The organism is Neorhizobium phenanthreniclasticum, assembly GCF_040066075.1.
Taxonomy (GTDB): Bacteria; Pseudomonadota; Alphaproteobacteria; order Rhizobiales; family Rhizobiaceae; genus Neorhizobium; species Neorhizobium petrolearium.
Genome location: NZ_JBEAAL010000011.1, coordinates 163,598 through 186,503 on the forward strand (window position 1 = coordinate 163,598; position 22,906 = coordinate 186,503).

20 protein-coding genes and 1 other RNA gene are annotated in these 22,906 nt (G+C 61.1%); 18 read left to right on the top strand and 3 right to left on the bottom strand.

From position 1 onward, the window contains the following. Positions 1-4: 4 nt before the first annotated feature. The 3 genes from ABK249_RS16265 to ABK249_RS16275 all read right to left on the bottom strand — a co-directional run bounded on the left by ABK249_RS16265 (position 5) and on the right by ABK249_RS16275 (position 3,114). The gene (locus tag ABK249_RS16265) at positions 5-1,126 is read right to left on the bottom strand and encodes a transglycosylase SLT domain-containing protein (RefSeq protein ID WP_348863342.1); all 1,122 of its coding nucleotides are present in this window, start codon (positions 1,124-1,126) and stop codon (positions 5-7) included. Positions 1,127-1,227: 101 nt separating this feature from the next. After that, positions 1,228-1,863, bottom strand: a complete 636-nt coding sequence (locus tag ABK249_RS16270; protein ID WP_348863343.1) for a LysE family translocator — start codon at positions 1,861-1,863, stop codon at positions 1,228-1,230. A 39-nt stretch (positions 1,864-1,902) separates the two neighbouring features. Continuing rightward, positions 1,903-3,114 (bottom strand): pyrophosphate--fructose-6-phosphate 1-phosphotransferase, encoded by a 1,212-nt coding sequence (locus tag ABK249_RS16275; RefSeq protein ID WP_227703074.1) that lies wholly within the window; start codon positions 3,112-3,114, stop codon positions 1,903-1,905. 323 nt (positions 3,115-3,437) lie between these two features. Here ABK249_RS16275 and ABK249_RS16280 point away from each other — a divergent pair, with 323 nt between their 5' ends. The 18 genes from ABK249_RS16280 to aqpZ all read left to right on the top strand — a co-directional run bounded on the left by ABK249_RS16280 (position 3,438) and on the right by aqpZ (position 22,881). Next, positions 3,438-4,181, top strand: a complete 744-nt coding sequence (locus tag ABK249_RS16280; RefSeq protein ID WP_348863344.1) for a DnaJ family molecular chaperone — start codon at positions 3,438-3,440, stop codon at positions 4,179-4,181. Continuing rightward, a complete protein-coding gene (locus ABK249_RS16285; RefSeq protein WP_348863346.1) occupies positions 4,178-4,945 on the top strand; it encodes an N-acetylmuramoyl-L-alanine amidase in 768 nt (255 codons plus the stop codon). The genes ABK249_RS16280 and ABK249_RS16285 overlap by 4 nt, the downstream gene beginning before the upstream one ends. A 231-nt stretch (positions 4,946-5,176) precedes the next feature. Then, on the top strand, positions 5,177-5,764 hold the full coding sequence (locus ABK249_RS16290) for a lytic transglycosylase domain-containing protein (RefSeq protein WP_227703072.1): 588 nt from the start codon (positions 5,177-5,179) through the stop codon (positions 5,762-5,764). Between the two features lie 70 nt (positions 5,765-5,834). Then, entirely contained in the window at positions 5,835-7,025 is a 1,191-nt protein-coding gene (locus ABK249_RS16295; RefSeq protein ID WP_227703071.1) for an NAD(P)/FAD-dependent oxidoreductase, read from the top strand. Positions 7,026-7,065: 40 nt separating this feature from the next. Then, an RNA gene (gene rnpB / locus ABK249_RS16300) (RNase P RNA component class A) lies at positions 7,066-7,502 on the top strand. Positions 7,503-8,054: 552 nt separating this feature from the next. After that, positions 8,055-8,489: a division/cell wall cluster transcriptional repressor MraZ gene (gene mraZ, locus ABK249_RS16305; RefSeq protein WP_227703070.1), complete on the top strand. Its 435-nt coding sequence runs from the start codon at positions 8,055-8,057 to the stop codon at positions 8,487-8,489. Positions 8,490-8,503: 14 nt separating this feature from the next. After that, complete coding sequence (gene rsmH / locus ABK249_RS16310; RefSeq protein WP_227703069.1) at positions 8,504-9,529, top strand: 16S rRNA (cytosine(1402)-N(4))-methyltransferase RsmH; 1,026 nt, start codon at positions 8,504-8,506, stop codon at positions 9,527-9,529. Between the two features lie 4 nt (positions 9,530-9,533). Next, complete coding sequence (ftsL, locus tag ABK249_RS16315) at positions 9,534-9,995, top strand: cell division protein FtsL (RefSeq protein WP_227703068.1); 462 nt, start codon at positions 9,534-9,536, stop codon at positions 9,993-9,995. Beyond that, complete coding sequence (locus ABK249_RS16320; RefSeq protein WP_227703067.1) at positions 9,995-11,740, top strand: peptidoglycan D,D-transpeptidase FtsI family protein; 1,746 nt, start codon at positions 9,995-9,997, stop codon at positions 11,738-11,740. The genes ftsL and ABK249_RS16320 overlap by 1 nt, the downstream gene beginning before the upstream one ends. Positions 11,741-11,798: 58 nt before the next feature. Next, on the top strand, positions 11,799-13,259 hold the full coding sequence (locus ABK249_RS16325) for a UDP-N-acetylmuramoyl-L-alanyl-D-glutamate--2,6-diaminopimelate ligase (RefSeq protein ID WP_227705146.1): 1,461 nt from the start codon (positions 11,799-11,801) through the stop codon (positions 13,257-13,259). Beyond that, positions 13,256-14,689 carry a UDP-N-acetylmuramoylalanyl-D-glutamyl-2,6-diaminopimelate--D-alanyl-D-alanine ligase gene (locus ABK249_RS16330; RefSeq protein WP_348863347.1) on the top strand — a complete coding sequence of 478 codons (1,434 nt, stop codon included), beginning with the start codon at positions 13,256-13,258 and terminating at the stop codon, positions 14,687-14,689. Before ABK249_RS16325 ends, ABK249_RS16330 begins: the two co-directional genes overlap by 4 nt. Before the next feature lie 28 nt (positions 14,690-14,717). Further along, positions 14,718-15,821: a phospho-N-acetylmuramoyl-pentapeptide-transferase gene (gene mraY, locus ABK249_RS16335; RefSeq protein WP_227703065.1), complete on the top strand. Its 1,104-nt coding sequence runs from the start codon at positions 14,718-14,720 to the stop codon at positions 15,819-15,821. A 7-nt stretch (positions 15,822-15,828) separates the two neighbouring features. Further along, on the top strand, positions 15,829-17,247 hold the full coding sequence (gene murD, locus ABK249_RS16340; RefSeq protein WP_227703064.1) for a UDP-N-acetylmuramoyl-L-alanine--D-glutamate ligase: 1,419 nt from the start codon (positions 15,829-15,831) through the stop codon (positions 17,245-17,247). 3 nt (positions 17,248-17,250) lie between these two features. Next, positions 17,251-18,405, top strand: a complete 1,155-nt coding sequence (gene ftsW / locus ABK249_RS16345; RefSeq protein WP_210053339.1) for a putative lipid II flippase FtsW — start codon at positions 17,251-17,253, stop codon at positions 18,403-18,405. Between the two features lie 6 nt (positions 18,406-18,411). Then, positions 18,412-19,569, top strand: coding sequence for an undecaprenyldiphospho-muramoylpentapeptide beta-N-acetylglucosaminyltransferase (murG, locus tag ABK249_RS16350; RefSeq protein ID WP_052182703.1), 1,158 nt, complete (start codon positions 18,412-18,414; stop codon positions 19,567-19,569). Beyond that, positions 19,566-20,981, top strand: a complete 1,416-nt coding sequence (murC, locus tag ABK249_RS16355; protein ID WP_348863348.1) for a UDP-N-acetylmuramate--L-alanine ligase — start codon at positions 19,566-19,568, stop codon at positions 20,979-20,981. Before murG ends, murC begins: the two co-directional genes overlap by 4 nt. Further along, positions 20,978-21,952 carry a UDP-N-acetylmuramate dehydrogenase gene (gene murB / locus ABK249_RS16360; RefSeq protein WP_348863349.1) on the top strand — a complete coding sequence of 325 codons (975 nt, stop codon included), beginning with the start codon at positions 20,978-20,980 and terminating at the stop codon, positions 21,950-21,952. The genes murC and murB overlap by 4 nt, the downstream gene beginning before the upstream one ends. Before the next feature lie 242 nt (positions 21,953-22,194). Next, the gene (aqpZ, locus tag ABK249_RS16365) at positions 22,195-22,881 is read left to right on the top strand and encodes an aquaporin Z (RefSeq protein WP_348863350.1); all 687 of its coding nucleotides are present in this window, start codon (positions 22,195-22,197) and stop codon (positions 22,879-22,881) included. The last annotated feature ends 25 nt before the right edge of the window (positions 22,882-22,906 follow it).

Below are 22,906 nucleotides of genomic sequence, written 5' to 3' on the forward strand. Positions count from 1 at the left end.
ATCCTTATTTTTGAAGGACGTGCAGCATGTCCTTGCGCTTGGCGTCGTAATAGTAGCCTCGCGCATAGAGCCTGATGGCATTGTCGTTCTTATTGTCGGCGACGAGCCAGGCGCCGCGCAGATATTTGATGGCGTATTTGAGATTGGTCTCGGCGTCGAGCAGGCCTTCCGGCGGACCTTCATAGCCCATCGATTTTGCGGTCGAATACTTGATCTGCATGAGGCCCCAATAGCCGTTCTTGTGATAGGCCTTGGGGTCGTAGCGGCTCTCACGATGCACGACGCGATGAACGAGCGATTCCGGCACGCCATATATGCCGGCATAACGCTTGATGAGCATGTTCAGCTGCGGCGGCGCGTCGGAAGCGGTTACCGGCAGCGGATCGCCGGGAGCGGGCGGAAATTCCATGGCAGAGAGCGCAGCAACAGCCTTTGGCTGGGCGGCGTAGGCGAGCGTCGTGGTATCCGGCCGCTGCGGACGTGGCGTGGGGACGACCGACTGCAGCGCCACCATGTCCGGCGTGAGCTCCGGCTCGTCGAGCGCGATCGCCTGAGCGGCGGCCGGTTGGATCCTGCCTTCCGTAACGGCGGGTGCGACCAGAGGAGAGGTGATACGACCACTTTTGGAAGCGGCAAGAATGGTGGACGTCGCGGGAACAGGTGCGGGGGCAGCCGCAACAGATGCTACGGCGGTGGATGTCGCCGGCGTCGCCGGCTGCACCGGAAGCGCTGCAGGCGCGAAGGCGACGAGCGGAGCCATGGTCGGAGACGCCATCGCAGCCGTCTGAACAGATGCCGCTTCGACTGCAGGCGGGACGGGAACAGCAAGCCTGCCTGACTTGGCAAGTGCGATTGTCGGCTGGGTGCCGGCGAGTTGTGCTGCGGCGGCTACCTGAGCGGCCGTCTGGGGCTGTTGGCCAACCGGAAGGTCGGACCTGTATTGGATGACCGATCCCCCGTCGGCGGATGCCGTTTGCATCGATCCGGCTGGCTGGCCGTTCGCCGGGGTCGTCGTCTGAGTCGCCGCCAGCCGGGGCTCTCGTTCGACGCTGGAACATCCGGCAAGAGCTGAAGATATGGCGCACGCCACCGCCGTCCCGCGGCCGAGCAATCGGATTATCGCCATTGAGTCGCCTTCATGAAGAATTGGTTACCCCAGTCCGCCCAAATGCCACCGAAAGAGCATTTCCATTAACCTATTGGACGGCGGCCGGCAAGACAGGCCCGCTATGCGGCAATCCTGCGGTAACCCGCAGTAACCGCGCGCCGTGAGATGAATCGCATCTGCGGCTTGCGCGAGGCTGAATTGAGGGCAGGGATACGGCGCTTGCGGCCGATCACGCGGCGGGGGAAAAGCACGTGGATTCCGGCTCCGAACACCGCACAGACGAGAAATGTCGCCTGCATTTCGAGGAATTGCGGCAGGAGCGGGCGACTTGGGTCGATGAACTGCGCCAACGCGGCGGCAAGGACAATGGCGTAACGCGGGCCGAAGGCGGATTTGCCGAACAGGCAACCAAAAATCCGGGCGGCCCGGTATTCGGGGAGGTTGTCGTTATCGGCGACGAGGCCCGAGATCCGCGGATCCTGATAGGACCAGAGCACGTAAAGCATCAGATAGCCGAGACCTGCCCAGGAAAGCGTCTCCAACAGACGAGGCAGATAGAGGGCGACGACTGCGAGCGGAATGACGGCCATGATCAAGGCGGCCGATAATCCGACGGCAAAGCCCGGGATCGTGGCGACCGCCGTGCGGCGGCCGCGCTGAAGCGAGAAGCTGGCAGCAAGGCAGGCGAGGGGGCTCGGAAGAAGGACGAGAAAGATCGCGGTCGCGGCAAAAGCGAGCCAGGTATCAGCCGTCATTCCATTCCCTCCAGAACACCCGTTGGTGTCCTTTACATATCAAGCCTCGGCGAAAGGCTGGCCGATATAGTCCATCACTTCGCCGAACCATTTTGCCGTCAGATCGAAATGTTTTCCACCCTTGATTCTCGGGAATTCGATCGTTCGCAATTTTCCGTTCTGGTCTTCGTCATGGCCGGTCACGCCTGAAACCTTGTTCAGCGCACTTTCCACCGCAAGGTCGACCATGCCCTTGATCAGCATCAAATCGCCGGCATTCGCCGGGGCCGAGCGTGCGAAATAGCCGGATTTTTGCACCATGGAGCGTTCGGCGCCGAGAAGCGCGGCGAACTGCTTCTGGAACCAGTTTCCGACATTGATGGTATCGATCTTGACATGGCCGAAGGCATCGCGTTTGACGGCCTCGCCGGCGGCTTCCCGCTCGGCGACGATTGCGTCAAGGCAGGCGCCTTCCGACACGAAGAGCGTCACGAAACCGCGCTTGTCCATAACGTCCTTGAGGCGTGCGGCCTCCTTGTCGAGGTCGAAAGCCATCTCGGGCAGGTAGAGCCCATCGATGTTCTTCATCGCCGTGTTCATCATCAGGCCTTCGACATATTCATTGTTCCTAGTCTTCTGAATATAGGCGCGGGCCGTCGCGGCGGTAAGCCAGCCGCAGTGACGTCCCATCACTTCGTGAATCACAAGTGTGCGAGGGGCGGCACTCTGCTCGTTGGAAACGTGGTCGAAGAAATGTGCGCCGACTTCCGCCGCGGTCCAGGCACCGAGCGACTGCCGGATCGGCACCACGTCGTTGTCGACCGTCTTCGGCAGGCCGACGACGGTCAGGTCGTAGCCGTTGGCGCCAAGATAGGCGGCGAGGTCGGCTGCGGTCGTGTTGGTATCATCGCCGCCGATCGTGTGGAGGATGGTGACGCCGTCCTGCGCGAGGCGGTCGGCGGCGATGCGCAACGGGTTTTCGCCTTCTTTGACGAGGCCGCGCTTGACGCAGTCGGCGGCATTGGTGAGCTTCACGCGGCTGTTGCCGATCGGCGAGCCGCCGTAGCGATGCAGGAGATAGGCCTTTTCGCGCATGTCCTGGGTGATTTCGATGTGGTCGCCCAAAAGCACGCCCTGATACCCGGAGCGGTAGGCGACCATCTCGATCTCGGGCGCGATGTCGTTATAGCGTTCGATCAGCCCGCCGACGGCGGAAGACAGGCAGGGCGCAAGGCCTCCGGCGGTCAACATTGCTACTTTCTGTTTGGCCATCGTTCCTCCTTGACGCTTTCGCGTACAGCTCAAAAAACGAAGAAATGGATGCGCCAGAGATGGCCCCCCTGTAAAGTGAATTTCTCAAGAAAAACCGAAGCTTCCGTTCAGCGACCCCGGAGGATGGAATATAATCGATTCAACCACGCTGCGCGCCGGCCGCCCTTGTGGAAAACGGTTGCCCAGCGATCGCCCGTAGCGTGGGATGCACGGTAACCGATCGGTGATCGGTGGTGATTGTTCGGAAAACATGAACATAGTTTAATCCGAGACGGACCACCCACCTCCTTGCAATCGCAGGGATAATCTGGTCCATTGCAGTAATGATTTTCGATTTTTCCTGTCTGCAGATCTCCTCCCTCTGGGAACGGCTCCTTGGCGCGATCGGCGATGCGGCAGGCAGCGTGCTCGGCCGCGTGGTCGAGGCGATCCGCACGGTGTTCGAAGGCGATCCCGAAACGCGCCGGAAGGTTTCCTTTTCAGTGGCGATCATAGCGCTGTCCGCGAAGATGGCGAAGGCCGACGGAATCGTGACCGAGGCGGAGGTGAAGGCCTTCCAGCAGATTTTCGACTTCCCGGACGAGGAGGCGCGCAACGTCGCGCGGCTCTACAATCTCGCGCGTCAGGACGTGGCCGGCTACGAGGCCTATGCGACGAAGCTTGCAGGTCTGTGCAGCTCGGGTGCCTCGGAAAACTGCCCGATGCTGGAAAATGTCATCGACGGCCTGTTCCACATCGCCAAGGCGGATGGCCTGGTGCATGAGAAGGAACTCGCCTTCGTGGCCCGGATCGCTGAGATCTTCCGGATCGACGAGGTTCATTTCCGCCGCATCATGGCGCGCCATGTCCACCTCGATGGCGCCGATCCCTATCTGGTACTCGGTGTTTCGCCGGAAGACGATTTCGCAGATATCCGCAAGCAATACAGATTGCTGGTGTCCGAGCATCATCCGGACCGGCTGATCGCTCGCGGCGTACCGATTGCACTGCATGCGGCCGCCAACGAGCGGATGGCCGCTCTCAATGCGGCTTATGCGACGATTGCGAAAGAGCGCCGCGCTGCATGACGTTGTTCACCGCCGATTATGCCGGCGCTTCGGTCATGCCTTCTCCCAATCATGGTGAACGCGCGAACGGGCGCAAGCCCGACATGATCCTTCTGCACTATACCGGCATGGGCAGTGCCGACGGCGCGCTCGACTGGCTCTGCCGCGAGGAAAGTCAGGTTTCCAGCCATTATTTCGTCCGTGAGGACGGGCGTGTCGTGCAACTCGTGCCCGAGGCGCGCCGGGCCTGGCACGCGGGCAAAAGCTGCTGGGCGGGAGAAACGGACATCAACTCCTGTTCCATCGGGATCGAGGTTGCCAATCCTGGACATCCCGGTGGCCTACCCGGCTTTCCCGATACGCAAATCAGCGCCGTTGTCGAATTGTGTCGGGACTGCGGCTCAAGATGGGGAATTCCGGCCGAAAGGGTGCTCGGACACTCGGATGTTGCACCGATCCGCAAGGTCGATCCGGGTGAAAATTTCCCCTGGCAGGAATTGCACTTTGCCGGCGTTGGTCACTGGATCGATCCAACACAAATCAGCGGCGGGCGCTTCTTCCAGTACGGCGAAAGTGGTCAACCCATCGAAGCGTTGCAGTCCATGCTGTCGCTCTATGGGTACGACATTGAAATTACAGGGAACTTCTGTGAGCGGACGAAAGGTGTCGTTGAAGCTTTCCAGCGACATTTCCGGCCCTTGCTCGTGGACGGTATCGCTGATTTCTCCACGATTGATACACTGCATCGCTTGCTGAAGGCTCTGCCGAAATACAGCCATGTCTGATTGCAGGACGAGGCTTCAAATCCTGCGTTTCCAGCAAAAATTTTGCGCTGCCACATCATTTCCTTATTAAGACTTTCTAAAGAACCCGTTAGCGCAGCCGCCAGGTAGGACGGGGTTGCAGAGATAAACGATCAGGTTTCGTAGAACGCTGCGCCGTCTGTCCGGCGACGCGGCGAGGGTATCTGCGTCATGATATCCGCGAGCCTGTTGGTTCGGAGACATTCTTATTCGATGAAAAAACTGATCATTGCTGCCGCGGCGGGCCTTGCCATGCTTGCCGCGGAAACCGAATTCGTGCGCGCTCAGGATGGCAGCGAAGTCAAAACCTCCACCAACACTTCCAAAGTTCCCTGGGAAACGCGCGAAACCGGTTTGGCGGCGCCGACGGATGCGGACAAACGCCTCGTCCGGCAGACGCATTATACAAAGCTGATCGAGAAATATGCCGATGAATATGACGTCCCCGTCGAGCTCGCCAATGCAGTGATCCAGGTCGAGAGCAATTACCGCCCCACGGTCAAGGGAAAGGCCGGCGAGATCGGTCTTATGCAGATCAAGCCGGCGACGGCGCGGTTGATGGGATATGAAGGGCCGGACTACGGCCTCTACGACCCGGAAACCAATATCCGCTTCGGCATGAAATATCTCGCAGGTGCTCACGAGCTCGGCGATGGGAAAACCTGCGGCACCATTCTCAGATACAATGCCGGCCACGGAGCCAAGCGCATGAATCCCGTCTCGAAGCGTTATTGCAGCCGGGTGGAGGCGATCCTGGAAACGAAGCAACAGACTGCGTCGCTTTCGCCTGTGGCATTTTGATTCCGAAAACGGCTAGAAGTGCTTCGATAGAGGGCACTTCGGCCGGTGGAATCGAGAAAAGGGGCAGGGCATGACGGCGCGGTTCAAATACATCGTCATCGGAAGAGGCATGATGGGGGCTGCTGCGGCCCGTTACCTCTCGAAATGGACCAACGGCGTCGCGCTGATCGGTCCGGGCGAACCTGCCGACCATCAGCGCCATGAAGGCGTGTTTGCCAGCCATTACGACGAGGCGCGCATTACCCGGACGATCGATCCCGACCCTGTCTGGGCGCACCTCGCCAATCGTTCCATCGCCCGTTATGGCGAGATCGCCGCCGAGAGCGGTATCGATTTTTACTCCGAATCCGGTTGCCTGATCGTGGGGCCGAAGCGGGCCGACGGGCCGTCCTATGTCGGCAATGTCCTTGATGCGGCTGACAGGCTGGAGGTCGCGACCGAGACCTTGACCGACGCCGGTCTCGCAAACCGTTTTCCGTTCTTCTGCTTCCCGGGCGAGAGCGAGGGCGTCTGGGAGTCGAAGAATGCCGGTCATATCAATCCGCGCCGGCTGGTGAAGGCCCAGGCGCTGCTCGCCGAAAGGCAAGGCGCCGCGATTATCGCGGAGACTGTCTTCTCTGTGCGCCAGGAAGGCGATGCGGTTACCGTCACCACCGTTGAGGGCAACAGCTATTCAGCCGAAAAGGTCCTCGTCGCCGCCGGCGGATTTTCCATCAACGAGAATCTGTTGCCGCGGCGTCTTGATCTGAAGGTTTATGCCCGCACCGTGGCCTTCTTCGAGGTGGACGAGGCGGCGATGGACATTTTCGGCAAGGTGCCGTCACTGATCTGGAAATGGAACCAGGCGGAGGACGGCATCTATCTCCTGCCGCCGGTGCGTTATCCGGACGGCAGGATCTATCTCAAGATCGGCGGCGATCCGGACGATCTGCTGCTGCCGTCTGAACCGGATATCCGCGCCTGGTTTCGCTCCGGCGGTCGTGAAAGCACCCGGGCCCATCTGACGGAGGTCATGGCACGCCTGATGCCCTCGCTCGACCTTTCCCGCAATTCAATGGCGGCCTGCGTCACCTCCTTCACGCCGACGGATTATCCGGCCATCGCCATGACGGAGGCAGGCCGTATCGGAATCCTGAGCGGCGGCTGCGGCGCGGCAGCCAAGAGTTCGGACGAGATCGGCCGGCTTGGAGCTGAGCTGATCTTCCACGGGCGGATCGTGGATGACGCCTATTCGACGGATTTTTCAGCGGATTATCTGTAAACTCTGGTGTTCGATCCCTATCTCGTTTATGGACCGCATGCCAGTTGGCCGGGCAGCCGCGCTTTACCAATGCCGAAAGGCGGTGAGGTGAGGAAAGTCCGGGCTCCACGGAAACACGGTGCCGGATAACATCCGGCGGGGGCGACCCCAGGGAAAGTGCCACAGAAAGGAAACCGCCCCGCCTTTTCAACCGCTTGGAATGCAAGCGGCTGAGACGGCGGGGTAAGGGTGAAAGGGTGGGGTAAGAGCCCACCGCGCCTCTGGTAACAGGGGCGGCACGGTAAACCCCACCGGGAGCAAGACCGAATAGGGATGACGCGGGCCTACGCGAAAGCGTGGCCACAGCCGGTTTCCGGGCCAGTCATCCGGGTGGGTTGCGCGAGGCGATGTGCAAGCATCGTCCCAGATGAATGGCTGCCGCGTTCCGGTGTTCGCATCGGGGCCATACAGAACCCGGCTTACAGGCCAACTGGCATCGTCTCCCTTTGGTGCGGATTTTATCCAATTTTATCCCCAACACGAGGCGTCTGCAATATGAAGCGATCTGACGGCCCCGTCGTATCATTCCGGGATCCGTCGATCCGCGCGGGCCGGCAGGCGGATTGCGCCTAACGCGCACGGCCTGCCGAAGGCTGTTCGCCGGTGGCCGGTTATCGCCGTGGTTTTCCATTAGAGCTTCAGAAAATTCTTTTGGCTGCGGCGCTTTAACCGTTGCGCCAGATCGACTTGCAGCGCCTGCTCAAGGCGGTTCCTCCATCGGCTTCAATAACCCTTTGTTAAACTTAACGGCTTATAAATAAATCCGGTTTGGGAGCAGCTAGCGGGGCTTCTCCCATTGACGCCCATATGGTCCCATGGTATCCCAAAGCTGCATTGTGCAAGGGCGGATGATCGCCCGTAAATCCCAGAGTTTCGGTCTTCGGGCCGGATGGCTTGTCGTCCATTCGGGTGGCGAAGCTGTGTCTGGTGCGGTGCGTACGGGCGGGCGGTTTTTCGCCCTGGATTTGAATGGGGCGGATGTTCGGTGTGATGAGCCGCTTCCTGTCGAATGCGACGAACAGGATCGATGCGAAGGGGCGGGTCTCCGTTCCGGCGAGTTTCCGTTCGGTTCTTTCGGAGCGCGGAATTCAGGAGCTTTATTGTCTCCAGGATTTCGTCTATCCGGCGATCAGCGTCGGAGGGCCGGACCTGCTCGATCGTTACGAACGGCAGATCGCTTCCGTGGATCCGTTTTCGCCGGACGCGAACCGGATGTCGCTGCTGGTCCACGGTGGCGGCGTCTTCATGAGGCTCGATGCGGAGGGCCGGCTGATGGTCACGGATTTTATCCGCGACTTCACGGGAATCAGTTCGGAAGTGACCTTCGTCGGGCGCTCGGATCATTTTCAGCTTTGGCAGCCGCAGGCGTTCCATGCGGCGCAGGCGGCGGCAAGAGAGGGGCGTCTGAGTTCGCGTCCCGTCTAGGACAGGGGTGCGGAATGGCGGCGAATCCAGGCAAGGGAACAACCGAGCCCGACGGCGGACCGGTTCGCCACATTCCGGTTCTTCTGAGGCAAGTCCTCGATGCTCTCGATCCCCGGTCGGGCAAGCTTATTCTGGACGGCACATTCGGGGCGGGCGGGTATACGTCCGCCCTCCTTGCCGCTGGTGCCGACGTGATTGCCCTTGATCGGGATCCGACTGCGATTGCCGCCGGTCAGGCTCTTGTCGATGCCAATCAAGATCACCTCACGCTCATTCATTCTCAGTTTTCCCGGCTTGCAGACCATGCGCCGCAGGGCGGGGTTGATGGCGTCGTTCTCGATATCGGCGTTTCGTCGATGCAGATCGATGAAGCCGAGCGCGGCTTCTCCTTCCAGAGAAATGGCCCGCTCGATATGCGCATGTCGGCTGAAGGCGTCTCGGCCGCCGATGTCGTCAATCGCGCCAAGGTTAGCGATCTCACCCGCATCTTCGGTTTCCTGGGCGAGGAGAGGCAGGCGGGCCGTATTGCTCGGGCTATCGAAAAGCGCCGCGCATCCCAGCCTTTCACCACGACACGCGATCTTGCGAACCTGATCGAAAGCGTCAATCCGCGCAAGGCCAAGGACAAGATCCATCCGGCGACGCGCGTCTTCCAGGCGCTGCGCGTCTTCGTCAACGATGAACTCGGTGAACTCGCCCAGGCTCTTTTTGCTGCGGAGCGTGCCTTGAAGCCTGGTGGCCGGCTCGTGGTCGTCACGTTTCATTCCCTCGAAGACCGGATCGTCAAGCAGTTCTTCGCCGATCGCTCCGGCAAGGTTTCCGGTTCGCGACATCTGCCGATGGTCGAGGCGAAGCCTGCCGTTTTTGAGACGCTTGGCAGATCGGTGGTCGCCGCCAGCGATGAGGAGGCGGAAGCCAATCCGCGGGCCCGTTCTGCCAAATTGCGCGCCGGCATTCGTACGGACGCGGCGCCGCGTCCGGTCGACATGTCGATTTTCGATCTGCCCGATCTCGCCAGCATTGCAAAGATGGGAGCCTAACGGAATGCTCAGAAGCTTCGATCTCGTTCTGATCGGCATCATGACGGCGACCGCGGTCGTTACCTACACGATCAAACATCGCGCCGACGAGAAGCTTGCCGAGGTCCGCCGGCTGGAGACGGAAATCAAGCTGGAGAAGGACACGATCGATCTTCTGAAGGCGGACTGGGCGCTGCTCACCCAGCCGAACCGTCTCCACAGGCTGATCAAGGTCTATAATTCGGAACTCGGCCTGGCTCCGACCGAGCCGACCCAGCTTGCCATGCCAAAAGAACTGCCGATGCCCAGATCGGCGCTGCCGCAGCCGGAAACGACGATCGAGGATATCATCGCCGGCAAGAGCAGCGAGGTTGCCGCCGCGCTCAAGGGTGTTGCAGCCGCCAAGGCAAAGCCCGCCCAGAAAATCCCGGTGCCGCTGCCGCGCGGCTCCGTCGAAGTCATCTCTACTGGATCGGTGAACCGCTGATGTCTTTCCTGTCTCGCATCATGGTCTTGAAGAGCCGGGCGCATTTTTCCGCCGGCAGTCGCGGTTATTCTTCGTCGGGTGGCGCCTCGTTCGAGGGCACCCGCAAGCGGAAGGCCAACCAGGCGAAGAATCGCGTCGGCCTGCTGATTGCCGGGTTCACCGTTTTCTATTGCGTCATCGGCGGACGTCTCGTGCAATATGGTGTGGCGCAACCGCTTACGACGTCCAGTATCCTGCCTGCCGATCGGCTCATGGCTTCTCGTCCCGATCTCGTCGACCGCAATGGCGAGGTACTGGCGACCGATATCCGGACGGTTTCGCTGTTTGCCGAGCCGCACAAGATCGTTGATGCGGACGAGGTGATCGAGAAACTCTCGACCGTGCTGCACGATCTCGACGTCAAGTCGACCTATTCGAAGCTCAAATCCAGTTCGCGCTTCCAGTGGCTCCGGCGCCAGCTCACGCCGAAACAGCAGAGCCAGATCCTGGCGCTCGGCATTCCGGGGATCGGCTTCCGGCCGGAGAAGCGCCGCTTCTATCCCGGCGGAGCGACGGCCGCGCATGTCGTCGGCTACGTCAATATCGACAACCGCGGCGTTGCCGGCATGGAGCGTTATGTCGACAGTCAGGGGCTTGCGGACCTTACAGCCGTCGGAATGACGTCGAACCAGCCTCTCGAACCGGTGAAGCTTTCGATCGACCTTCGCGTGCAGTCCATCGTTCGCGAAGTGGTTGTTGAAGCGATCGCCAAATATCGCGCGATCGGAGCCGGAGCTGTCGTCATCGACGTCCATACCGGAGAAATCCTCGGCATGGCTTCCGCCCCGGATTTCGATCCCAACAATCCCGCCGTGGGTGGTGAGGAAGGATGGTTCAACCGCATGTCGAACGGTACGTTCGAGATGGGTTCGACCTTCAAGTCCTTCACGATCGCGATGGGCCTCGATTCCGGCAAGGTGAACCTGCAGAGCACGTTTGATGCACGCTTCCCGATTCGCATCGGCGGTTTCACCATCAAGGATTTCCATGGCAAGGGACGAGTGCTCAGTGTTCCCGAAATCTTCCAATTTTCTTCCAATATCGGGACCGCGAAGATCGCCGATACCGTCGGCATCGACGGGCACAAGGAATTCCTGACCCGGCTTGGTTTGCTCAGCAAGATGAAGACGGAGCTCCCGGAGGTCGCCCAGCCCAGCCAGCCGCGCACGTGGAAGAAGATCAACTCCATCACGATCTCGTTCGGCCACGGTGTCTCGACGACGCCCCTGCAGACGGCCGTCGCAGGGGCGGCGCTCGTCAACGGCGGCAAGCTGATCGAGCCGACCTTCCTGCCGCGCACGCGCGAGGAGGCTGACAAGGTTGCAACCCAGGTGCTCAAGCCGTCGACCAGCAAGGACATGCGCTTCCTTTTCGAGTGGAACGGTGCCAACGGGTCCGGCAGGAACGCCCGTGTCACCGGCTTCAACGTCGGCGGAAAAACGGGCACCGCCGACAAGGTCGTCAACGGACGCTACGCGCACGACAAGAACTTCAACGCCTTCCTGGCGGCCTTTCCGATGGACAATCCGCAATATGTGGTCTTGAGCTTTGCCGACGAGCCGAAGACCGACAAGGGCAATGGCGCGGCGCTGTCGGCGACGTCGGCCGCGCCCATGGTCAAGGAGATCATCAGCCGAGCTGCGCCCATTCTCGGTGTAAAGCCGAAATTCGGCAATGACGGTTCTGCCCTGCTCGTGTCTTATTGAGCGATAACAAATCGGCTTACGATTCGTGGGGACGATACTCAGAATGAAGATTCAGCCGATGAAATTGCGGGACCTTGCCGGACGGGATTTTCCGGAAATAGCGGAGCTCATGGCCGGACCGGCAGGTGAACTCGATGTGAGGGGCCTTGCCTCGGACAGCCGCAAGGTGATTCCCGGTATGCTGTTTGCCGCGCTTGCCGGCTCAAAGGCCGACGGTTCGGCCTATATCGGCGATGCCGCAGCCCGTGGTGCCGTTGCGGCCATCGCTGGCCATCCGGCGGATGCGGGAATTCCGGTTCTGGTGGTTTCCAATCCGCGCCGGCTGCTGGCGCTTGCCGCGGCTCGATTCTACGGTGCGCAGCCGGAAACCATGGTTGCTGTAACGGGGACGGCCGGCAAAACCTCGGTTGCCTCCTTCACCCGTCAGATATGGGCGTATGCCGGTTTTGCCGCAGCTCAGATCGGTACCACCGGTGTGGTTTCTCCAACCCGCAACGACTACGGCTCGCTGACGACGCCCGATCCGGTCGAACTCCAGAAGCTGCTTGCCGAACTTGCCGCCGAAGGCGTCACCCATGCCGCCATGGAGGCGTCCAGCCACGGCCTCGACCAGAGCCGCCTCGACGGTGTGCGCCTCTCGGCTGCCGCGTTCACCAATCTCGGCCGCGACCACATGGATTACCATCCGACGGTGGAAAGCTATATGGCCGCCAAGATGCGGCTTTTCGATACGCTGATGCCGAAAGGTTCGCCGGCGGTGATCTTTGCCGACGACCAATGGTCTGATGAGGCGATCCGCGTGGCCACCGCCTCCGGCCTCGATGTCCGCACTGTCGGCCGCAAGGGCAATTATTTGTGCCTCAAGCGGGTTGAGCACTTCCGCCACAAGCAGACCGCCGAAGTCCATTTCGGCGACGAAATCTTCGAAGTGGATATTCCGCTCGCCGGCGACTTCCAGGTTGCGAATGCATTGGTCTCGGCGGGTCTCGCCATGTCGACCGGCGTGGCCGCTCCCGTCGCCATAACCGCACTCGAAAAACTGGTTGGCGCTTCCGGCCGTCTCGAACTGGTCGGTCATACACGGGATGGCGCGCTCGCCTATGTCGATTATGCCCACAAGCCGGATGCATTGGAAAATGTGCTGACATCCGTGCGCCCCTTTACGACAGGCCGTGTTATCGTGGTCTTCGGCTGCGGCGGTGATCGCGACAAGGGCAAGCGGCCGATCATGGGCGAGGTGGCGACAAGGCTTGCCGACGTCGTCATCGTCACCGACGACAATCCGCGATCCGAGGTTCCTGAAGTGATCCGCTCCGAAATCATGGCCGCGGCGCCGGGCGCGATCGAGATCGGCGACCGGTCGCAAGCAATCCGAGAGGCCGTGCGCATGCTCAATTCCGGCGACACTCTGATCGTTGCCGGCAAGGGCCATGAGGAGGGCCAGACGATCGGCGCGGCGATCCTGCCGTTTTCCGATCATGTGGAGGTACGCAAGGCGCTGGAGGAGCTGAAGTCATGAGCTTTCTGTGGACGTCGGAGGAGATGGTGGCCGCCATGGGCGGCCGGCCGATCGGCACCCTGCCCGAGGGCATCACGGGCATTTCGATCGACAGCCGCACCATCGGCGATGGCGAGGCTTTTTTTGCCATCAAGGGTGATCGCGTGGACGGCCACGATTTCGCCAGCATGGCTGTCGCGAACGGCGCGCCGCTGATCGTGGTCAGCGAGGCGAAGCTTCCCGCATTGGGCAAGCTCATCGTGCCGATGATCATCGTCGACGACGTGCTCGCCGCGATGGGCCGGCTTGCCCTTGCATCGCGTGACCGCAGCCGGGCGCGTATCGTCGCCGTCACCGGTTCGGTCGGCAAGACGACGACGAAGGAGATGCTGCGCCAGGTGCTGGCGCCCTCCGGCAAGGTGCATGCCGCCGTCGCTTCCTTCAACAATCATTGGGGCGTGCCGTTGACGCTCGCCCGCATGCCGGCGGATGCGGATTTCGGCGTCTTCGAAATCGGCATGAACCATCCGGGCGAGATTCGGCCGCTTGTGAAAATGGTGCGTCCGCATGTGGCGATCATCACCACGATCGCCGCCGCCCATCTCGGCCATTTCACGAGCCTTGAAGAGATCGCCGCCGCCAAGGCGGAGATTTTCGAGGGGCTCGAACCTGGCGGCTCGGCGATCCTCAACCGGGACAACAAGCAGTTCGACTTCCTGGAAAAGCAGGCGCAAGAGTCCGGGGTATCCCACGTCTACACCTTCGGCCAGCATGCGAAGGCGGATTTCCGGCTGGCGGATTTCGAAGGCAATGCGGAAGGCTCGACCGTCTGGGCCGTGCTGAACGGGGAAACTTCGGAAATCCATATCGGTGCGGCAGGCCGCCATATCGCCGAAAACGCCATGGCGGCGCTCGGCGCCTGTTTCCTCATGGGAGCGGACATGCCGAAGGCCATGGAGGCGCTTACCGCCTTGAGGGCCGTCAAGGGCAGGGGCGAACGCCATCTCCTCGGCATCGGCGAGGGACATCTGACGCTGATCGACGAAAGCTACAACGCCAATCCGGCTTCCATGCGGGCGGCGATCGCGCTCCTGGCATCCGCGACACCGGAACTTGCCGGCCGGCGAATCGCCGTGCTCGGCGACATGCTGGAGATGGGCGAGTTCTCGGCAAAGGTGCACGAGGATCTGGCAGGCCCGCTGCTTGCCGCCGGCGTCGAGCATGTCTGGCTCGCCGGTCCGGAAATGGCGGCACTGCGCGACGCGCTCCCCGAAAGCGTCCATGTCGAATACCGCGAGAAAACGGCGGATCTGGCCGATTTCGTGGTGCGCGCGGTGATGCCTGGCGATGTCGTCATGGTGAAGTCATCGCTTGGACTTGGCTTCGGCAGGATCGTCGCAGCCCTGCTTGACAACTACCCGGCATTCCCCGACACGGGGCGCCACTCTTAATTAGACGCGGCTTGAGAAAGGGCCCTGAATGCTGATCTGGCTTGTGGAACTGGCGGATAGAATTCAATTCTTCAACCTGTTCCGATACATCACCTTCCGGACGGGAGCGGCCCTCTTCACCTCTGCCTTTATCGTCTTCCTGTTTGGCCCGCGGATCATTGCTTCGCTACGCGTCCGGCAGGGCAAGGGCCAGCCGATCCGTGCCGACGGACCGCAGACGCATTTCAAGAAAGCCGGTACGCCGACCATGGGCGGACTGATGATTCTGGCGGGCATCCTCGGCGGTTCGCTGCTCTGGGCCGATCTTTCCAACATCTATGTGGTCGCCACGCTGCTCGTCACGCTCGGTTTCGGTGCGATCGGCTTCTATGACGACTACCTGAAGGTGACGAAGCAGACGGAGAAGGGCTTTTCCGGCAAAGCGCGGCTTGGCATCGAATTCGTCATCGCCGGCATCGCCGTCTTTTTCATGATGCGCGTGGCGCTGGCGACGGGTTCTTCGACCAATCCGGTTCTCGGGACGTCGATCGCCTTTCCTTTCCTCAAGGATTTCCTCCTCAATCTCGGGTTTTTCTTCATCCTGTTCGGCGGCTTCGTGATCGTCGCGGCGGGCAATGCGGTTAATCTGACGGACGGCCTCGATGGGCTCGCGATCGTGCCCGTCATGATCGCTGCGGCTTCCTTCGGCGTGATCGCCTATCTCGCCGGCAACGCGGTCTTCGCGAACTACCTGCAGATCAATTTCGTGCCCGGCACGGGTGAACTTGCCGTCATTCTTGGCGCGGTGATCGGCGCGGGCCTCGGCTTCCTCTGGTTCAACGCGCCGCCGGCTGCAATCTTCATGGGCGACACCGGTTCGCTGGCCCTCGGCGGCCTGATCGGCTCCGTCGCCGTCGCCACCAAGCACGAGATCGTCATGGCGATCATCGGGGGCCTCTTCGTCATAGAGACGCTGTCGGTGATCATCCAGGTCGGATTCTTCAAGATGACCGGCCGGCGCGTCTTCCTGATGGCGCCGATCCATCACCATTTCGAAAAGCTTGGCTGGACGGAAAGCCAGGTGGTGATCCGCTTCTGGATCATCGCCGTCGGGCTTGCGCTCCTCGGGCTTTCGACGCTCAAGCTCAGGTGAGACCAAGATGATCCCGGTCACCACATTCAGGGATAAGCAGGTCGCGCTTTTCGGGCTCGGCGGATCCGGACTTGCGACCGCCAGGGCGCTTGTCGCCGGCGGGGCGAAGGTGGTCGCCTGGGACGACAATCCGGATAGTGTCGGGAAGGCTGCGGGCGAGGGGATCACCACTGCTGATCTGCACACCATCGATTGGCCGGCCCAGGCCGCCTTCGTGCTATCGCCAGGTGTGCCGCTCACCCACCCGAAGCCGCATTGGAGCGTCGATCTTGCCCGTGCGGCAGGCGTCGAGATCATCGGCGATGTCGAACTTTTCGTCCGCGAGCGCCGGGCACATGCGCCGGATTGCCCCTTCATTGCCATTACCGGCACAAACGGCAAATCGACGACGACTGCGTTGATCGCTCATATCCTGAAATCGAGCGGCTGCGACACGCAACTCGGCGGCAATATCGGCACGGCCATCCTGACGCTCGATCCGCCGAAGGCCGAGCGCTACTTTGTCGTCGAGTGCTCCTCCTACCAGATCGACCTTGCGCCGACACTTGATCCGACGGCCGGCATCCTGCTCAACCTGACGCCGGACCACCTCGATCGGCACGGCACGATGCAGCATTATGCCGATATCAAGGAACGGCTGGTTGCCGGCAGCGAGACTGCGGTCATCGGCATCGATGATTCCCATTGCGCCCTGATCGCCGACCGCGTCGAACGGGCTGGAGTGTCGGTGAGACGCATATCCAAGCGCAACGTCGTGGCCGATGGACTTTATGCCGAAGGCACACGGATCATCGAGGCGCAGGGCGGCACCTCTGCGGTGCTTGTCGATCTCGACGGCGTCCAGACGCTTAAAGGCAGCCACAACGCCCAGAACGCCGCCGCGGCAATCGCCGCCTGCCTGGCAGTCGGCGTTTCCAGGGATGACATCCGTGCGGGGCTGAAATCCTTTCCAGGCCTCAAGCACCGTATGCAGCCGGTCGGCCAGTTGCGCCATGGGGGCGGGCAGGTGGTGTTCGTCAACGATTCGAAGGCAACCAACGCGGAGGCCGCAGCGCCGGCGCTTTCCAGCTACGGCCGTATCTACTGGATTGCCGGCGGTCTGCCGAAGGAGGGCGGGATCGCAAGCCTCGCTCCACTCTTTCCGCGTATCGTCAAGGCCTATCTGATCGGAGAGGCGGCGCCGGCGTTTGCGGCAACCCTCGGCGAGGCGGTGCCCTATGAGATTTCCGGCACGCTCGAAAAGGCCGTGGCGCATGCCGCAGCGGATGCGGGGGCTGACGCGATGCCGTCCGCGGTGATGCTGTCGCCTGCTTGCGCCAGCTTCGATCAGTTCAAGAATTTCGAGGTTCGCGGCGATGCCTTTGTCGGCTACGTCGCGGCCCTCGAGGGAGTCACGATGTTGATCGAGACCGGAAAGGGACGCTGACAGATGGTAAGCCGCGCAGACCGAGGGCCGCTCGCAGACTGGTTCTGGACGATCGACCGTTTCTTCCTCGTCGCCTTCGTGCTTTTGATGGGCATCGGCTTCATGCTCTCCTTTGCGGCCTCACCGGCGGTTGCCGAGCGAATCGGCCTGCCAAGCTTCCATTTCGTCGAGCGGCATGCGCTCTTCATCCTTCCGTCATTGGCGGTGATGATCGGTCTTTCCTTCCTGACGCCGAGGCAGGTGCGCCGCACGGCGATCATCCTCCTCGTCATTTCCCTGGCGTTGATGGTGCTGGCGCTGTTTTTCGGCGTTGAGGTCAAGGGTTCCCGGCGCTGGATCGGTGTCGGCACGTTCTCAATCCAGCCTTCCGAATTCATGAAGCCCGCCTTCGTTGTGGTCTGCGCCTGGCTCTTTGCCGAGCATGCGCGTCAGCCAGAAATTCCGGGCAATCTCTTCGCCATTATCCTGTTCGGCATCGTCGCGGCGCTGCTCGTCGCCCAGCCCGACCTCGGCCAGACCATCCTCACCAGCGTCGTCTGGGGCGGCATGTTCTTCATGGCCGGCATGCCGTGGCTCTGGATCGTCCTGCTCGGCGGTGTCGGGACAGGCGGCATTCTTGCGGCCTATTACATGCTGCCCCACGTGACCGCGCGTTTCGACAAGTTCCTGACGGGCGAAGGCGACCGGTTTCAGATCGAGACGGCGCATGAAGCGATCCTGCAGGGCGGCTGGTTTGGCCAGGGACCGGGCGAGGGGATTGTCAAGCGCATCCTGCCGGACAGCCATACTGACTTCATCTTCTCCGTTGCAGCGGAAGAATTCGGCATTATCTTCTGTATGGCGCTGGTGGCAGTCTTCGCCTTCGTCGTGTTGCGGGGCCTCAATCATGCCTTCAAGGAAGGCAACGACTTCAACCGCTTTGCAGTGGCGGGGCTCGTGCTGCAGATTGGCATGCAGTCGCTGATCAATATCGGCGTCAATCTGGAACTTATGCCGGCCAAAGGCATGACGCTGCCTTTGATTTCCTATGGCGGCTCGTCGATGATCGCTATCTGCATCACGGCGGGGTTCATTCTGGCGCTTACGCGTCACCGCCCGGAAAAGCGGGCCAAGGAGAAGAGCCTGTTCCGTGTCGCTCAAGGCGTACCGGCGGAGTAAATGTAGATGACCAAGGGCATCATCCTTCTCGCCGCCGGGGGAACCGGCGGTCACGTATTTCCGGCGGAGGCGCTCGCGCATGAGTTGAAGGCGCGGGGCTATTCCGTCCATCTCGTTACCGACAGCCGAGCGGAGCGTTTCGCGGGCACATTTCCGGCCGACGAGATTCATGTGGTTCCTTCCGCCACGCTGGGCTCGAAAAATCCGATTGCGGTCGCCCGTACCGGCTGGAGGCTCTGGACGGGGCTTCGCGCCGCCCGCCGCCTGGTCGGCAAATTGAAGCCGCTCGCGGTCGTCGGCTTTGGCGGCTACCCCACCGTGCCGCCGCTGATGGCGGCGACCTCCATGGGCGTGCCGTCGATGATCCACGAACAGAACGCCGTGATGGGCCGCGCCAACAAGGCGTTGGCGGGCAAGGTGCAGGCAATCGCCGGCGGCTTCCTGCCGGAGAACGATGGTCCCTATGCGGACAAGACCGTCACGACCGGCAATCCGGTGCGACCGGCGGTGTTGGCTGCCTCTAATATTCCCTACATTGCATCCCGCGGCAGCGATCCATTCCGGCTGGTCGTTTTCGGCGGCAGTCAGGGTGCTCAGTATTTTTCCTCGGTCGTGCCGACGGCGCTCAGCCTGCTCGACAAGGCCGAGCGCGACCGCCTTGTCGTCACCCAGCAGGCGCGGCCGGAAGATAAGGATCGCGTGATCTCCTGCTTTGCCAAACTGAACGCACCGGCCGATATCTCATCGTTCTTCTCGGACATGGCCGAACGTCTGGCGACTGCACATCTCGTCATCTGCCGTTCGGGTGCTTCCACGGTTTCCGAGATCGCAGTGATCGGACGGCCCGCCATTCTCGTGCCTTACCCGCATGCTCTGGATCATGACCAGGCTGCTAATGCAGCGGCACTCGTGGCGACCGGAGGAGCGCAGGTCGTGTCGCAATCGGAGCTTTCGCCGGAAAAGCTGGCATCGCTCATTTCGGCTGCGATGAAGGAACCGGATCGCCTGGAAAAAATGGCCACCGCCGCCAAGACGGCAGGACATCCGAACGCGGCGAGCTTGCTCGCGGATATGGTCGTGGCTATAGCCGAACGCAAGTCGATTGCGGAATTCAGGACGTCGAAGGACTTCGGTAAATCAGAAGATTGGGGAGTGCGGGCATGAAGATGCCGAAGGCCATAGGGCTTGTTCATTTCATCGGCATCGGCGGGATCGGCATGAGCGGCATTGCCGAGGTTCTGCACAATCTCGGCCACAAGGTGCAAGGCTCGGATCAGGCCGACGGCGCCAATGTCCAACGGCTGCGCGACAAGGGCATTCCGGTGTTTGTCGGCCACAGGGAAGAAAACCTGGGCGATGCGGAAGTTGTCGTCGTGTCGACCGCGATCAAGAAGAACAATCCCGAGCTGATCGCTGCGCGTGAAAAATCATTGCCGATCGTGCGCCGTGCCGAAATGCTCGCCGAACTGATGCGCTTCCGCAATGCGATCGCGATCGGCGGTACGCATGGCAAGACCACCACAACCTCGATGGTTGCGACACTCCTGGAGGCTGGCGGGCTCGATCCGACCGTCATCAATGGCGGCATCATCAATGCTTATGGCACCAATGCCCGGATGGGTGAGGGCGAGTGGATGGTCGTTGAGGCCGACGAATCGGACGGCACCTTCCTGAAACTTCCTGCTGATGTTGCGGTCGTCACCAATATCGACCCGGAACACCTCGACCACTACGGCAATTTCGACGCGGTGCGTGCCGCTTTTCGGCAATTCGTCGAGAATGTACCGTTCTATGGCTTTGGCGTGCTCTGCCTCGACCATCCGGAAGTGCAAGCGCTCGTCGGGCGCATCGAGGATCGCAAGATCATCACCTACGGCGAGAACCCTCAGGCTGACGCGCGCTTCTCCAACGTTCGCACGGAAGGCACGCGCGCGATCTTCGATGTGGAAATCCGCCGCCGCCGCACCGGCCGCGTCTTCAATTTCAAGGATCTGGCATTGCCGATGCCCGGCCGGCACAACATTTCGAACGCGACCGCTGCGATTGCAGTCGCCAACCGGCTCGGCATTTCGGAAGAGAATATCCGCAAGGGGCTTGCGAATTTCGGGGGTGTGAAACGCCGCTTCACGCTCACCGGCACCTGGAATGGTGTGCAGATCTTCGACGACTACGGTCATCATCCGGTTGAGATCAAGGCGGTCCTGAGGGCGGCGCGCGAGGCCTGCCAGGGCCGCATCATCGCCGTTCACCAGCCGCATCGCTACACGCGCCTGTCGAGCCTCTTTGAGGATTTCGTCACCTGCTTCAACGATGCCGACAGCATTATCCTGGCGCCGGTCTATGCCGCGGGCGAGGAGCCGATAGAAGGTGTCAGTTCCGAAGCACTGGTTGCCCGCATCCGCTCGGGTGGCCATCGCGACGCGCGCTATATGGCATCGCCGGGCGAACTTGCTTCGATTGTATCGGGCATTGCGAAACCAGGTGATTTCGTGGTTCTTCTGGGGGCTGGTAATATCACGCAATGGGCGGCGGCCTTGCCGAAGGAACTGGAAAATATTTCGGGACAAAAGGAATGAAACAGGTGAATGGGGAAAAGCTGCTGGCGTCGCTGGGGGATGACGTCAACAAACTGCGCGGGCGCCTGACGCCGGATGCGCCGATGGATCGCGTTACCTGGTTCCAGGCAGGCGGTCTCGCCGAGCTTATGTTCCAGCCTCACGACGTCGATGACCTCGTCACCTTCCTGAAGATCCTGCCGGAGGACGTGCCGCTGACGGTGGTCGGCGTCGGCTCCAACCTGCTGGTCCGTGACGGCGGCATTCCGGGCGTAGTCCTGCGCCTTTCCGCCAAGGGATTCGGCGGGCTCGATCTCGTCGGCGAGAACCGCATCCAGGCCGGTGCCATTTGCCCCGATAAGTATATCGCCGCCATGGCGATGGATAATGGGGTCGGTGGTTTCGCCTTCTATTACGGCATTCCGGGTTCGATCGGCGGCGCGCTGCGCATGAATGCCGGCGCCAACGGCACGGAGACGGCGGACCGGGTGGTCGAAGTCCATGCGGTCGATCGCAAGGGCAACAAGCATGTGTTCTCGAAGGACGAGATGGGCTACAGCTACCGCCATTCATCGGTGCCGGCAGACCTGATCTTCACGCACGCTGTCTTCGAAGGTTACCCCGAGGACAGGGCGAAGATCCGCGCCGAGATGGATGCAGTCCGCCAGCATCGCGAGACGGTGCAGCCGATCAAGGAAAAGACCGGCGGTTCGACCTTCAAGAATCCGGAAGGCCATTCGGCCTGGAAACTGATCGACGAAGCGGGCGGCCGTGGCCTGATGAGCGGCGGGGCACAGATGTCCTCGCTCCACTGCAATTTCATGATCAACATCGGTCATGCGACCGGTTACGACCTGGAATATCTTGGCGAGACCATCCGTCAGCGCGTCTTTGAACATTCCGGCATCAAGCTTGAATGGGAAATCAAGCGGCTCGGCATCTTCATGCCAGGTCGCGAGGTCAGACCATTCCAGGGCGTCACGACCGAGTGACCATACCCCAAACTACTGCCTAGTATCCTTGCAAGATGCCGTAAAATCAATATTTTGCGGTATCTTTCTTATATTCTGGTTTCGTTTTTCCGCGCCAGGCGTATGATAATGGACAATATATTTCAGCCATTTCTTATTCATTGGGCGTTCACGAACAGCCGTTGCATAATCATTGTGCATCAAGTGAGTCGCGCCTGATGCCGGCACGTGCCGGAGGCGCGCGATTAGGGGGATGTAACAACATGTTCAAGAAATTTGCAGCCGAATTCCTCGGCACTTTCTGGCTTGTCTTCGGTGGATGCGGCAGCGCGGTTGTGGCTGCCGCATTTCCTGATCTTGGAATCGGCTTCGTAGGCGTCGCGCTGGCATTTGGTCTGACGGTCCTTACCATGGCCTTTGCCGTCGGTGGCATTTCCGGCGGACATTTCAATCCGGCGGTATCGGTCGGGTTGACGGTGGCGGGCAGATTGCCGGCCTCCAATCTCCTTCAGTATGTCGTTGCCCAGGTGCTCGGAGGTATTGTTGCAGGGTTGGTTCTCTATCTCATCGCTTCCGGCAAGGCCGATTTCCAGCTCGGCGGTTTTGCGTCCAACGGCTATGGCGAGCACTCACCCGGCGGTTATTCACTGACCTCCGCGTTGCTTGCGGAAATCGTTCTTATCGGCTTCTTCATCTTCATCATCCTGGGAGCGACCGGGCCAAAGGCACCGGCCGGCTTTGCTCCGATCGCGATTGGTCTCGCGTTGACGCTCATCCATCTGATCTCGATCCCGATCACCAATACGTCCGTCAATCCGGCCCGTTCCACCGGCGTGGCGGTGATTGCCGGGGGCTGGGCGCTCGAGCAGCTTTGGCTCTTCTGGGTGGCTCCTATCGTCGGCGCGGTCCTCGGCGCTCTGGCATGGAAGGTTGTGGACGATTCGGAATGATCGGCAACGATCCAGGCCGAAGGTA

What these genes read in the sequence shown, in the direction of transcription:
- aqpZ (WP_348863350.1), top strand. Translation starts at nt 22,195, where the DNA reads ATGTTCAAGAAATTTGCAGCCGAATTCCTCGGCACTTTCTGGCTTGTC.
- murD (WP_227703064.1), top strand. Translation starts at nt 15,829, where the DNA reads ATGATCCCGGTCACCACATTCAGGGATAAGCAGGTCGCGCTTTTCGGG.
- murB (WP_348863349.1), top strand. Translation starts at nt 20,978, where the DNA reads ATGAAACAGGTGAATGGGGAAAAGCTGCTGGCGTCGCTGGGGGATGAC.
- ABK249_RS16280 (WP_348863344.1), top strand. Translation starts at nt 3,438, where the DNA reads ATGATTTTCGATTTTTCCTGTCTGCAGATCTCCTCCCTCTGGGAACGG.
- ABK249_RS16290 (WP_227703072.1), top strand. Translation starts at nt 5,177, where the DNA reads ATGAAAAAACTGATCATTGCTGCCGCGGCGGGCCTTGCCATGCTTGCC.
- ABK249_RS16295 (WP_227703071.1), top strand. Translation starts at nt 5,835, where the DNA reads ATGACGGCGCGGTTCAAATACATCGTCATCGGAAGAGGCATGATGGGG.
- mraZ (WP_227703070.1), top strand. Translation starts at nt 8,055, where the DNA reads ATGAGCCGCTTCCTGTCGAATGCGACGAACAGGATCGATGCGAAGGGG.
- ABK249_RS16265 (WP_348863342.1), bottom strand. Translation starts at nt 1,126, where the DNA reads ATGGCGATAATCCGATTGCTCGGCCGCGGGACGGCGGTGGCGTGCGCC.
- rsmH (WP_227703069.1), top strand. Translation starts at nt 8,504, where the DNA reads ATGGCGGCGAATCCAGGCAAGGGAACAACCGAGCCCGACGGCGGACCG.
- ABK249_RS16270 (WP_348863343.1), bottom strand. Translation starts at nt 1,863, where the DNA reads ATGACGGCTGATACCTGGCTCGCTTTTGCCGCGACCGCGATCTTTCTC.
- ABK249_RS16325 (WP_227705146.1), top strand. Translation starts at nt 11,799, where the DNA reads ATGAAATTGCGGGACCTTGCCGGACGGGATTTTCCGGAAATAGCGGAG.
- mraY (WP_227703065.1), top strand. Translation starts at nt 14,718, where the DNA reads ATGCTGATCTGGCTTGTGGAACTGGCGGATAGAATTCAATTCTTCAAC.
- ABK249_RS16330 (WP_348863347.1), top strand. Translation starts at nt 13,256, where the DNA reads ATGAGCTTTCTGTGGACGTCGGAGGAGATGGTGGCCGCCATGGGCGGC.
- murG (WP_052182703.1), top strand. Translation starts at nt 18,412, where the DNA reads ATGACCAAGGGCATCATCCTTCTCGCCGCCGGGGGAACCGGCGGTCAC.
- murC (WP_348863348.1), top strand. Translation starts at nt 19,566, where the DNA reads ATGAAGATGCCGAAGGCCATAGGGCTTGTTCATTTCATCGGCATCGGC.
- ftsW (WP_210053339.1), top strand. Translation starts at nt 17,251, where the DNA reads ATGGTAAGCCGCGCAGACCGAGGGCCGCTCGCAGACTGGTTCTGGACG.
- ABK249_RS16285 (WP_348863346.1), top strand. Translation starts at nt 4,178, where the DNA reads ATGACGTTGTTCACCGCCGATTATGCCGGCGCTTCGGTCATGCCTTCT.
- ABK249_RS16320 (WP_227703067.1), top strand. Translation starts at nt 9,995, where the DNA reads ATGTCTTTCCTGTCTCGCATCATGGTCTTGAAGAGCCGGGCGCATTTT.
- ftsL (WP_227703068.1), top strand. Translation starts at nt 9,534, where the DNA reads ATGCTCAGAAGCTTCGATCTCGTTCTGATCGGCATCATGACGGCGACC.
- ABK249_RS16275 (WP_227703074.1), bottom strand. Translation starts at nt 3,114, where the DNA reads ATGGCCAAACAGAAAGTAGCAATGTTGACCGCCGGAGGCCTTGCGCCC.